The sequence below is a fragment of the uncultured Sphingorhabdus sp. genome, assembly GCF_937872355.1.
Taxonomy (GTDB): domain Bacteria; phylum Pseudomonadota; class Alphaproteobacteria; order Sphingomonadales; family Sphingomonadaceae; genus Sphingorhabdus_B.
Genome location: NZ_CALMSV010000232.1, coordinates 1 through 10,905, shown reverse-complemented (window position 1 = coordinate 10,905; position 10,905 = coordinate 1). Strand labels below are relative to the sequence as shown.

11 protein-coding genes and 1 pseudogene are annotated in these 10,905 nt (G+C 59.2%); 8 read left to right on the top strand and 4 right to left on the bottom strand.

All coding sequences use genetic code 11. The annotated features are described in order from the left end of the window. The 3 genes from Q0239_RS15405 to Q0239_RS15395 form a co-directional block, all read left to right on the top strand. A partial coding sequence (locus Q0239_RS15405; protein ID WP_298604519.1) for an IMP dehydrogenase occupies positions 1 to 784 on the top strand: 784 nt, incomplete at its 5' end. Between the two features lie 9 nt (positions 785 to 793). Beyond that, a complete protein-coding gene (locus Q0239_RS15400) occupies positions 794 to 1,975 on the top strand; it encodes an RsmB/NOP family class I SAM-dependent RNA methyltransferase (RefSeq protein WP_298604517.1) in 1,182 nt (393 codons plus the stop codon). 39 nt (positions 1,976 to 2,014) lie between these two features. Beyond that, complete coding sequence (locus tag Q0239_RS15395; protein ID WP_298604515.1) at positions 2,015 to 2,527, top strand: tetratricopeptide repeat protein; 513 nt, start codon at positions 2,015 to 2,017, stop codon at positions 2,525 to 2,527. A gap of 3 nt (positions 2,528 to 2,530) precedes the next feature. Here Q0239_RS15395 and Q0239_RS15390 read toward each other — a convergent pair whose 3' ends face one another. After that, on the bottom strand, positions 2,531 to 3,007 hold the full coding sequence (locus Q0239_RS15390; RefSeq protein ID WP_298604514.1) for an RNA pyrophosphohydrolase: 477 nt from the start codon (positions 3,005 to 3,007) through the stop codon (positions 2,531 to 2,533). Between the two features lie 10 nt (positions 3,008 to 3,017). After that, positions 3,018 to 3,971: an alpha/beta hydrolase gene (locus Q0239_RS15385; protein ID WP_298604512.1), complete on the bottom strand. Its 954-nt coding sequence runs from the start codon at positions 3,969 to 3,971 to the stop codon at positions 3,018 to 3,020. 164 nt (positions 3,972 to 4,135) lie between these two features. Here Q0239_RS15385 and Q0239_RS15380 point away from each other — a divergent pair, with 164 nt between their 5' ends. From Q0239_RS15380 to Q0239_RS15360, 5 genes and pseudogenes are all read left to right on the top strand, one after another. After that, complete coding sequence (locus Q0239_RS15380; protein WP_298604510.1) at positions 4,136 to 6,022, top strand: 2-oxoacid:acceptor oxidoreductase subunit alpha; 1,887 nt, start codon at positions 4,136 to 4,138, stop codon at positions 6,020 to 6,022. Continuing rightward, positions 6,019 to 7,035: a 2-oxoacid:ferredoxin oxidoreductase subunit beta gene (locus Q0239_RS15375; RefSeq protein WP_298604508.1), complete on the top strand. Its 1,017-nt coding sequence runs from the start codon at positions 6,019 to 6,021 to the stop codon at positions 7,033 to 7,035. The genes Q0239_RS15380 and Q0239_RS15375 overlap by 4 nt, the downstream gene beginning before the upstream one ends. Positions 7,036 to 7,091: 56 nt before the next feature. Next, positions 7,092 to 7,358, top strand: a pseudogene (locus tag Q0239_RS18225) (metal-dependent hydrolase); the annotation flags it as partial. Positions 7,359 to 7,372: 14 nt separating this feature from the next. Further along, positions 7,373 to 8,047, top strand: coding sequence for a metal-dependent hydrolase (locus tag Q0239_RS15365; RefSeq protein WP_298604504.1), 675 nt, complete (start codon positions 7,373 to 7,375; stop codon positions 8,045 to 8,047). A gap of 58 nt (positions 8,048 to 8,105) precedes the next feature. Continuing rightward, positions 8,106 to 9,545 (top strand): deoxyribodipyrimidine photo-lyase, encoded by a 1,440-nt coding sequence (locus Q0239_RS15360; protein WP_298604503.1) that lies wholly within the window; start codon positions 8,106 to 8,108, stop codon positions 9,543 to 9,545. On the opposite strand, the gene Q0239_RS15355 is transcribed toward Q0239_RS15360, so the two are convergent. Then, positions 9,501 to 10,196: an SDR family NAD(P)-dependent oxidoreductase gene (locus tag Q0239_RS15355; RefSeq protein ID WP_298604501.1), complete on the bottom strand. Its 696-nt coding sequence runs from the start codon at positions 10,194 to 10,196 to the stop codon at positions 9,501 to 9,503. The genes Q0239_RS15360 and Q0239_RS15355 overlap by 45 nt on opposite strands. A 12-nt stretch (positions 10,197 to 10,208) precedes the next feature. Then, a partial coding sequence (locus tag Q0239_RS15350) for an amidophosphoribosyltransferase (RefSeq protein WP_298604499.1) occupies positions 10,209 to 10,905 on the bottom strand: 697 nt, incomplete at its 5' end.

Here is a 10,905-nt window from a genome sequence, read left to right as displayed (position 1 = left end):
CAAAGGCATTGAGCGCACCCGTGCGCTGGTTGACGCCGAGTGCGATGTGATCATCGTCGATACCGCGCATGGTCATAGCAAGATGGTCTCGGTCGCGGTTACCGAAATCAAAAAGATGTCGAGCAAGGTTCAGGTCATCGCTGGCAATGTTGCGACAGCAGAGGCCACCCGTGCGTTGATCGATGCGGGTGCAGATGGCGTGAAGGTTGGCATCGGCCCAGGTTCGATTTGTACAACACGTGTGGTCGCAGGTGTGGGCGTGCCGCAGTTGACCGCAGTGATGGATGCGGCGGAAGAAGCTGCGAAGTCAGGCATTCCCGTAATCGCTGACGGTGGTCTGCGCACTTCGGGCGATCTGGCCAAGGCTTTGGCCGCTGGCGCGTCGAGCGTGATGGTCGGCTCGTTGCTCGCCGGTACCGAAGAGGCGCCGGGCGAAACCTTCCTCTATCAGGGCCGCGCTTACAAAAGCTACCGCGGCATGGGCTCGGTCGGCGCAATGGCTCGTGGTTCCGCTGACCGCTATTTCCAACAGGATATCAAGGATCAGCTGAAGCTGGTGCCCGAAGGTATTGAAGGGCAAGTTCCGTTCAAGGGCCCTGCTTCGGACGTCATCCACCAACTGGTTGGCGGGATCAAGGCAGCGATGGGCTATACCGGCGCGGCGACAATTGCCGACCTGCAGGAACGCGCACAATTTGTGCAGATCACCAATGCAGGCCTGCGCGAAAGCCACGTCCATGACGTAACGATCACGCGGGAAGCCCCCAATTATCCGACGCGCTAAGAAGCCTATATGACGCCTGCTGCCAGAGTTCAGGCCTCCGTCGAATTGCTCGATGCCATCATCACGGCAACGCGGGATAAGGGCGCTTCTGCGGATCGGATAGCAGCCGCCTTTTTTGCTGTCCGTCGCTATGCGGGCTCAAAGGATCGCCGCGCGGTGCGTGATCTGACGTGGCGGGCCATTCGCACCTTTGGGGAAAGGCCCGAAAATGGCCGTTCGGCTATGGTGGCCCTAGCAGATCGGGATAGCGAACTTGCTGCCCTGTTCGATGGCCTTGCTTATGGACCCGTTCCGATTGCCGCTGATGAACAACGCGCGACAGGCGGCGTTTTACCCGAATGGGTGAAACCCTTATTCTCGGCCCTGCTGGCTGAAGGCGAATATCCTGCTTTGCTCGAACGGGCACCGCTCGACATTCGTATGAACCGATTGATTGCCGATCGGGATGCTGTCGCAGAAAAGCTGCCAGAAGCCGCCGTACTGGCTGAAAGTCGGGATGGGTTGCGGCTGCCTACGGGCTATGCGATCGAGAGTAGTGAGCTTTACACATCGGGCGCGATTGAAGTGCAGGATCTTGGCAGTCAGCTGATTGCGGAGGCCTGCTACGCGCAACCCGGAATGACCGTGCTTGATCTGTGCGCCGGCGCAGGGGGGAAGACGCTGGCGCTCGCATCGCATATGGCGGGGCAGGGGCGGCTTGTTGCTGCCGACACCAATCGAGATCGGCTGCAACAATTGCCTCCACGCGCTGCTCGCGCCAAAGCCGGGTTCATAGAAACCCTGTTGCTCAATCCTAACAAGGAAAAGGGTGCGCTCGAGCATTTGCTCAATGCCTGCGATGTCGTCCTTATTGATGCGCCCTGCTCGGGCAGTGGCACATGGCGGCGCAATCCGGAAACGCGCTGGCGGCTGGACCAGCGGGATTTGCAGAGGCTTGTTTCGGAACAGGGCCGCTTGCTCGATCTGGCTACAGCGTTGGTCAAACCGGGCGGACATCTCGTCTATGCAGTCTGTTCCCTGTTCGGCTGTGAAGGCCGGGATCAGATTGATGCCTTTTTGTTGCGGCATCCGGACTTTGAAGCGGGCAATCCGGAACTTGCTGCCGGAAGACCCGATGGCGCTGGCATCTTGCTAACCCCGGCACATGACGGTAGCGATGGCTTCTACTTGGCGCGTTTGCATAAGCTGTGATAGCGGGGGCTACCGGTGTCTAATGTCTGGAAGCTGATTATGCGTTTTTCTCCCCCCGTCATTGCTTTGTCTGCCGTGTTCCTGATGGCGTCGAGCGCCAGCATCGGCAAAAAAGCTGATCATGATATCGATCCGCAGTCGGTTGCGCTCGTCGCAGAAGGAGTGGCTGCGCAAAAGGCCGGGCAATATGACAATGCGCTGGGCTGGTTTGAAACTGCATTGGCGGTTGATCCGCGCAATCGAGCCGCTTTTGTCGGCATGGCCGAAGTGTCCGCGCAGCAAGGGCTGAAGGGCAAGGCGATTTCTTTCTACAAGAGTGCGCTTGATATCGAGCCCAATGATGTTGCCGTTATCGCCGCGCAGGGCGAGTTGATGGCTTCCAAGGGCGCGCTGGATGCTGCGAAGAAAAATCTCGCGCGGCTGCAGATATTGTGCCGGTCTAAATGCGGGGAAAGCGATCGTTTGGCTGTTGCCATCGAAAAGGCAGGAACCAAGGATGCGCTGCAGGCCAGTGCTGTCGAGATAAAGCCGACGGTTGAGAAGGCGAACTGACGCTTAAATCAGCGGCCCAAACTCCGCCACCACGCCTTCATATATCCGCCGTTTGAACGGCACGATCAGCTTGGGCAATTCCTGTGCCTCTGCCCATTTCCAGCGCGAAAATTCAGGATGATGGGCTTCGATATTGATGTCGCTGTCCTCACCCTTGAAGCGCATCAGGAACCACCATTGCCTTTGCCCGCGCCAGCGCCCGCCCCAGATATTGCCCTGCAATTCGGGGGGGAGGTCGTAGAAATATTCTTCGCGACTGCGCGCCAGCAGGTCGACATGGTCAGGCAGCAGGCCGGTTTCCTCGCCTAGTTCGCGGAAGGCCGCGACTTCGGGGTCTTCGCCATCATCGATGCCACCTTGCGGCATCTGCCAGGCGTCGCCGGGATTATCGATCCGCTGGCCGACAAAGACCAGCCCCGCCCGGTTGGCAAGCATGATGCCCGCGCAGGGACGATAGGGCAGGTCTTCTGTGTCGCTCATGTAAGTTGCCTTAGGCGTCGGCCATCACTTCGGCCAGCATTGCTTTCAATGCGGCGAGATTGCCGGCAACATCGTCTTTTGAAGACGGAATGCCTTTGCGCAAAGTGATGTGGCCGTGGATATTGCCGTCAGCGCTGCGATGCTGGACGGGAACGCCCGCAGCTTTCAACGCCTCGACATAGGCTAGGCCCTGATCGCGCAGTGGGTCGAGGCTGGCCGTGGTCACCAGCGAAGGCGGCATACCTTCCTGAGAAAATTTGATCGGCGCACCGCGATAGTCGTTGGAGTCGGCGGCGTAGGCGGCATGGAAATAATCCATCGAATCCCTGGTCAACAGAAAGCCTTCGGCGAAATCGCGCATGCTCTGCCAATCATTGCTGTCGGTGACGACTGGATAGATGGGATGCTGCACCAACACCGGAACGGCCGCCGGATTGTCGCGCAGCGCCATGGTGGTTACAATAGTCAGGTTTCCGCCAGCGCTATCGCCGGAGGTGACGAGGCCTGTGACTTCGAGTCCGAGTTCAGCGGGGCTGCCTGCGATCCAGCGGGTCGCGGCCTCACAATCGACTGCTGCGGCGGGGAAGCGATGCTCGGGAGCGAGGCGGTAATCGATCGAGATGAGGGGCATGTCGAGCTGCCGCGCTGCTTCGGCGCAATAGGGGCCGTAAATGTCCAGATCACCGATCACAAATCCGCCGCCATGGTAGAAAACCATGACCGGACCGGCCCCGCGGTCTTCGCGGGCATCATAGAGTCGCGCCGGAATTACACCTGCCGGCCCCGGGATTGAAAGGTCGCGCACGACCGCCAGCTCGCCCAACTCCTCTTCCGCCATGGCACCCATCACGGTCATCATTCCGCGCGCTTCCGTAGCGGAAAGTTCGTGCATCTTGGGGCCGGGTTGGCTGTTCAACATATCGAGAAGCGCCTGCACATCGGGCCGCACAAAATGGTTGCTCATCGTCTCTCTCCTGTCCTCAATTGCAAAAGGCATAACCCGAACCTCTGGGCGCGTCCATGGCAAAGCCGGACTGTGCCACAAAACAGATTTCCTATTTGGATTTGGCGCAAAAGCGCGCATAAGGACGTCTTAATAGAACAATTAAAATTGCGGGACTTTACGAAATGGCCACTGCCGCGCGCAGCATCGATACCCAATCCCAAGCCGAAATCCCCCATCCCGAAGCCGTAGTGGTCCGCTTTGCGGGGGACTCGGGCGACGGCATGCAGTTGACCGGCGGACAGTTCACCTTGTCTTCGGCACTGGCAGGCAATGACTTTGCGACCTTCCCCGATTTCCCTGCCGAAATCCGTGCACCGCAAGGCACGCTGTTCGGCGTATCGGCGTTCCAGATCAACTTTGGCGCTTCGGAAATCGACACGGCGGGTGATGCGCCCGATGTGCTCGTCGCGATGAACCCGGCGGCACTAAAGACGAATGTGAAGGATTTGAAACCCGGCGGGCTGATTATTGCCGACGATGGCGAGTTCAACGCGCGCAACCTCGCCAAGGCGCAATATGATGCGAACCCGCTCGAAGATGACTCGCTCGGCAAATGGCAGCTGGTCCATTTCAACATCAGCCAGCTGACGATGGATGCGGTCAAGCCGTTCGGCCTTGGCAATAAGGAAGCGCTGCGCTGCAAAAATATGTGGACGTTGGGTCTCGCGCTCTGGATGTTCGATCGCGACCGCGAACCGATCATCCAATGGTTGAAGGACAAGTTCGCCAAAAGCCCGATTCTCGCCGACGCGAATATCGCCGCGCTGAATGCAGGCCATGCCTATGGCGAGACAGCCGAGATCGGCAATCCTGGGGCGGTTTCCATTCCGCGCAAGCATGTTGATGCAGCGCCAGCCGACCCCGGCCTGTATCGTACGATTAATGGTGCGGATGCCGCCGCTATGGGCCTTGTCGCCGGTTGCCAGCTGGCAGGTGTGAAGATGTTCTTTGGCGGCTATCCGATTACGCCGGCATCCTCGATCCTCCACGCATTGGCGCGGTTCAAGGAATATGGCGTCACCACCTTCCAGGCGGAAGACGAGATTGCCGCGATCGCGTCGGCTATCGGCGCATCTTATGCGGGGCAGTTGGGGGTTACGTCCTCCTCGGGTCCGGGCATCGCGCTCAAGACCGAAGCTATCGGCTTGGCGGTGATGACTGAGCTTCCGCTGGTGATCATCAACTCGCAGCGTGGCGGCCCCTCAACCGGGCTTCCGACCAAGACCGAGCAGTCGGACCTCTATCAGGCGGTCTATGGCCGCAATGGCGATACCCCTCTGCCAGTGATAGCTGCGCGCAGCCCGAGCGACGTGTTCGATTGCGCGATTGAGGCGGTGCGGATTGCCACCCAGTTCATGACGCCGGTCATCCTGCTCACCGACGGCTATATCGCCAACGCGGCTGAGCCCTGGAAGGTTCCGGATATGAGCAGCTATAAGCCGTTCCCGGTTTCGTTCCTCGATCATGTGCCCGAAGGCGGGTTCAAGCCCTATGGTCGCGACAATAAGCTGGCACGTCCTTGGGTAAAGCCCGGTACGCCCGGCCTGCTTCATCGCATCGGCGGTATTGAGAAAGAGGGCGATACCCGCCACCTCAACTACTCGCCCGCCAACCACCAGGCGATGACCGACATCCGCAAGGGCAAGGTTGATGGCATAGCAGCGCACATCCCCGATCAGGATGTCTGCCTGGGTACAGAAGGCGGCAAGCTTGCCGTAGTTGGCTGGGGCTCAACCTTCGGCCCGATCCATCAGGCGGTGCGCCGGATGCGCGCCAAGGGCCATGATGTCAGCCACATCCATGTTCGCCATATCTGGCCGATGCCCGGCAATCTGGGGGATCTGCTGAAAAGCTATGACAAGGTGATCGTGCCCGAAATGAACACCGGCCAGTTCAAGACCGTGCTGCGCGACCAGTATCTGATTGACGCCAAGCCGCTCAACAAAGTCAGCGGCCAACCCTTCCGCATCGCTGAAATTGAAGCCGCCATCGAGGAGGCACTCGCATGAACGACATGACCCCCATCCAGAAATCGAGCCCCAAGGATTGGGAGACCGATCAGGAAGTCCGCTGGTGCCCCGGTTGCGGCGACTATGCGATCCTGAAGGCCGTGCAGCGCACCATGCCGGAGCTTGGCCGTAAGCCTGAGGATACGGTTTTCATCAGCGGAATCGGCTGCTCGTCGCGCTTCCCTTATTATATGGAAACCTATGGTTTTCACACCATCCACGGCCGTGCGCCAGCGGTGGCGACGGGGGTGAAGCTGGCCAATCCCGATCTCGACGTCTGGATCATCACCGGCGATGGCGACGCGCTGTCGATTGGTGGCAATCACACGATGCACCTGCTACGTCGCAATCTGGATTGCCAGATCCTGCTGTTCAACAATGAGATTTATGGGCTGACCAAGGGGCAATATTCGCCCCCCAGCCGCGTTGGCACCAAATCGCCGTCGACGCCATTCGGTTCGGTCGACCGCCCCGCCACGCCTTGTGCCTTCGCGCTGGGTTCAGGCGCGCGCTTTGTTGCACGCGGGTTCGACGTATCGAAGCATCTTCCCGATGTGCTCAAAGCCGCGCATGCCCATAAGGGCGCGGCCTTCATCGAAATCTTCCAGAACTGCATCGTTTACAACAAGGATGTGTTCGAGGATTTCGCAGCGCCCAAGGGCGCCGAAGCTCGTCAATTGTGGCTGCAGGATGGCCAGCCGATGCTGTTCGACGGTGGCAGCAAAGGTATCGCGATGGATATGGATACGTTGACGCTTAAGGTCGTCGGCGTGGCTGAAGGTGACTGGCAGGCAGCGGGGGTTATCGTCCATAATGTCAAAAACCGCGCGATTGCCCACATGCTGGTCGAAATGCCGTTCGGTGAATTCCCTATGGCTCTCGGTGTGCTTTATGATGATCCGCGCCCGACCTTTGACAGCGCAGTGACCGAGCAAAATGCCAAGCTTTCCGAAGGTAAGACGCCTGACCTGCAGGCACTGATCAGCAAGGGCCAGACCTGGACGGTTGAATGAAGCACTAGGACATTGGCCTAAGTGCGTTTCATTCGATTCGGAACTATTGCGGTCGCATGGATAACCTGACCCATTCGCTCGCCGGTGCCGTGCTTGGCCAAATGGGCCTCAAGCGCAAAACCGGCTTGGCGATGCCGACGCTGATTATTGCTGCGAACCTGCCCGATATCGATGCCGTAGCGACGCTGCTCGGCGGGCATCAACATCTGGCGATCCGGCGCGGCATTACGCATGGTCCGATTGCCATGTTGCTTTTGCCCATCATCCTATGGGCCATCATGATCGGCTATGATCGCTGGCAAGCAGGGGGGGCACGCGGCCTGAGAAGCGACTGCCGGTGCATGCGGGATGGCTGCTGGCTTTGGCCTATATCGGTACGCTCAGCCATCCGGCGCTCGACTGGCTCAACAATTACGGCATCCGGTTGCTTGAGCCCTTTTCGAGCCAGTGGTTTTATGGCGATACGCTGTTTATCATCGACATCTGGATCTGGATTGCCCTGATTTTTGGTGTCTGGTTGTCGCGCAAGCGTGAAAAAGCGGGGCGTGCCGATTGGCGAACGCCGGCAACAGCTTTCGCTGCAATATTCCTATATATTGTCGCTAACGGGCTGCTTTCATCGCATGCAGAGAGTGAGGCGAAAAAACTGGTCGTTGCGCGTTATGACCAGACCGCATCGATGCCCGATCCACTCGTCGTCGCCAATGCCGTGCCCATAGCCTTCTGGCGGCGCGAGATTGCGTGGCGCGACGATTTCGAGATGGGGAAGGGCGAATATCAATTGGGTCGAGGGGCCTCAATCGATAGCAAGACCTACCGCCATAATATGGACAGCCTTTCCGCGACCGCAGATGCCGTTGCGCACGATCGCGATGCGCGGGATTTCCTCTTTTGGGCGCGCATGCCATTTGCCGAAAAGGACAAGGCAGGAAATATCGTCATTCGCGACCAGCGTTTCGACAATCGTGTCGTCCGCAATAATTTCGAGATAGTCGTAGCACCCAAGCGATAGGCCCTACGGTCTAAGCCCGTATCCTGTTTTCAACGCGTTGACTGTATTGCGCCTTCGCATGACAACAATCGTCTGGTTCCGGAGAGATTTACGCCTGAGCGATCAATCGGCGCTGCTGGCTGCGGTGGCGCGCGGGCGGCCGATAACGCCGGTATACATATTAGACGATGATACGCCCAAGCACCGACGCATGGGCGGTGCATCGCGTTGGTGGCTGCACCACAGTCTGAAAGCATTGGACTCAGCATTGCGCGAACGCGGTTCGCGGTTGATCCTTCGTCGCGGGTCATCTCCACAGGTGCTGGCCCAGCTTGCACGAGAAGTGAATGCATCTGCAATCCACTGCCTGCGGCATTACGAGCCTTGGTGGCGCAACGCAGAGCGCGCTGTGCAGGACATCCTGCCGGTCGGCACCTCGCTGATCCGGCATGACGGGCAATATCTAAGGCCGCCTGGCAGCGTGAAAACCGGCAGCGGCGGCCAGTTCAAAATCTACACGCCGTTCTGGCGCGCCCTTTCGCAACATATGCCGCCTGCCGCGCCACGTGTAGCGCCGGATCACATTCCAGCCCTCGAGCAATGGCCGGACAGCGATGTTCTCGATAGTTGGGGCCTGTTGCCTTCAAAGCCTGATTGGGCAGGGGGTATGCGCGATTTCTGGACGCCGGGCGAAGCAGGTGCTGCGCAACGGCTCGAAGAGTTCCTCCCCAGGGCCAATCGCTATCAGGAAAAGCGCAACCTGCCGTCTTTGCCGGGGACAAGTTTTCTGTCGCCGCATCTGCATTTCGGAGAGGTTTCTCCGGCAACCATCTGGCACGCGGCGATGGATGCAGGTGGTTCGGTTGACACCTATCTGAAAGAAATTGTCTGGCGCGAATATGCCGCCAATGTGATCCTGCAATTCCCAGATTATGGGGTGCGCAATGCACGCAAGGCGTTTGACCATTTTCCGTGGCGCGACATGGGCGATGGCGAAGTCCAGCAGGATTATTACCGCTGGACCAAGGGTCTCACCGGATATCCTATAGTCGATGCTGGCATGCGCGAGCTTTGGGCTACTGGCTGGATGCACAACCGCGTCCGGATGATCGCAGCGTCTTTCCTGATCAAGCACCTGCTCATTGACTGGCGGGTCGGTGAGCAATGGGTTTGGGGCACGCTGGGCGGCGCCGACCACGCCTCGGACGCGGGCAACTGGGAGGGGGCGGCGGGCAGCGGCGTCGACAGCAACATGTTTGTGCGCATCATGGCACCGCTATCGCAGTCGGAGAAATTCGACGCGGGCGACTATATCCGGAAATGGGTGCCCGAACTGGCGCATTTGTCCGATCCCTATATTCATGATCCTGACGAATATGGCGTCCGGCCTGCCGATTATCCGGCCAAGATCATCGGCCACCGTGCGGCGCGTGAGCGGGCTTTGGCGGCCTATGCGATGATCAAGGAAAGCGGGTCAGTCGACAATGAGGCGATGGCCGGTCTCGAAGCCGCCGAGTAACATCTGCGTGATCGCTTCGCCGACCACCGATGGGTCCTTTAGCGTCGCGGGGTCTTCACCGGGATAGGCCTTCGCCCGCATCGCGGTGCGGGTCCGTGAGGGGTCAACGATAGCGACCCGGACCGATGACAGATTCTGCACTTCTTCGGCATAGCTTAATGCCAGATTTTCAAGTGCGGCCTTCGACGCACCATAGGCCCCCCAATAAGCGCGCGGCTGTTGCCCGACGCTGCTGGTCAGTACGACCAAACGTCCGGCGTCACTCGCGCGCAGCAAGCCGTCAAAGGCTGCAATCAACGCCTGTTGTGCGAGCAAATTTAGTGTCAGCACGCGGTTAAACTCGGCCGCGTCGATGACTGGCACCGGCGCCAATGTGCCAAGCATCGCCGCGTTGAGCACCAACATGTCGAGCTTGCCCCACCGTTCGCGGACGGCGGCGGCTAGACGTTCATTATTGCCCGCTTCGGTCAGGTCCATCGGCGCGATGGTGGCGTTGCCTCCCGCATCGAATATCCGCTGCTCAACGGCCTCCAGATCTTTGGCAGTGCGCGCTGTCAGGATAACATGCGCGCCTTGTGCCGCCAGTTTCTCCGCCGTTGCCGCGCCGATACCCCGACTCGCACCGGTGACCAATGCGATCCTTCCCTGCATTCCGCCCATGGCCTAGCCGACTACCCGCAGTTTGAGCTGCCCGGCGGCGCTATGCTCATCGAAATCGGTCAGCTTGGTCGGATAATCGCCGGTGAAGCAGGCGTCGCAATAGCGAGGATTGGCGGCATCGCGATGCGCCTCTCCCAATGCCCGGTAAAGCCCCTCGATGGTCAGGAAGGCGAGGCTGTCTGCATGGATATAATCGCACATTTCGGCGATGTTCATCCGGCTTGCGAGCAGCTTTTCACGCTCGGGGGTGTCGACGCCATAGAAGCAACTGTTGGTCGTCGGCGGGCTAGCGATGCGCATATGCACTTCTTTCGCTCCGGCCTCGCGCATCATTTGCACGATCTTCAGGCTGGTGGTGCCGCGCACGATTGAGTCGTCGATTAAAACGATGCGCTTGCCCGCAACCAGATTGCGGTTGGCGTTGTGCTTCAGTTTGACGCCCAAATGGCGCACGCCGTCACCGGGCTGGATGAAGGTACGTCCGACATAGTGCGAGCGGATTATGCCGAGTTCGAAAGGAATGCCGGATGCCTCGGCATAGCCGATGGCTGCAGGCGTGCCGCTATCGGGAACGGGAATGACATAATCAGCATCGATGCCATTTTCGCGCGCCAGTTCCGCGCCAATAGCTTTGCGCACCGAATAGACGCTGTTGCCATCGACGATCGAATCTGGGCGGGAGAAATAGACATGTTCAAAG

What these genes read in the sequence shown, in the direction of transcription:
- Q0239_RS15395 (WP_298604515.1), top strand. Translation starts at nt 2,015, where the DNA reads ATGCGTTTTTCTCCCCCCGTCATTGCTTTGTCTGCCGTGTTCCTGATG.
- Q0239_RS15355 (WP_298604501.1), bottom strand. Translation starts at nt 10,196, where the DNA reads ATGCAGGGAAGGATCGCATTGGTCACCGGTGCGAGTCGGGGTATCGGC.
- Q0239_RS15375 (WP_298604508.1), top strand. Translation starts at nt 6,019, where the DNA reads ATGAACGACATGACCCCCATCCAGAAATCGAGCCCCAAGGATTGGGAG.
- Q0239_RS15380 (WP_298604510.1), top strand. Translation starts at nt 4,136, where the DNA reads ATGGCCACTGCCGCGCGCAGCATCGATACCCAATCCCAAGCCGAAATC.
- Q0239_RS15390 (WP_298604514.1), bottom strand. Translation starts at nt 3,007, where the DNA reads ATGAGCGACACAGAAGACCTGCCCTATCGTCCCTGCGCGGGCATCATG.
- Q0239_RS15400 (WP_298604517.1), top strand. Translation starts at nt 794, where the DNA reads ATGACGCCTGCTGCCAGAGTTCAGGCCTCCGTCGAATTGCTCGATGCC.
- Q0239_RS15360 (WP_298604503.1), top strand. Translation starts at nt 8,106, where the DNA reads ATGACAACAATCGTCTGGTTCCGGAGAGATTTACGCCTGAGCGATCAA.
- Q0239_RS15385 (WP_298604512.1), bottom strand. Translation starts at nt 3,971, where the DNA reads ATGAGCAACCATTTTGTGCGGCCCGATGTGCAGGCGCTTCTCGATATG.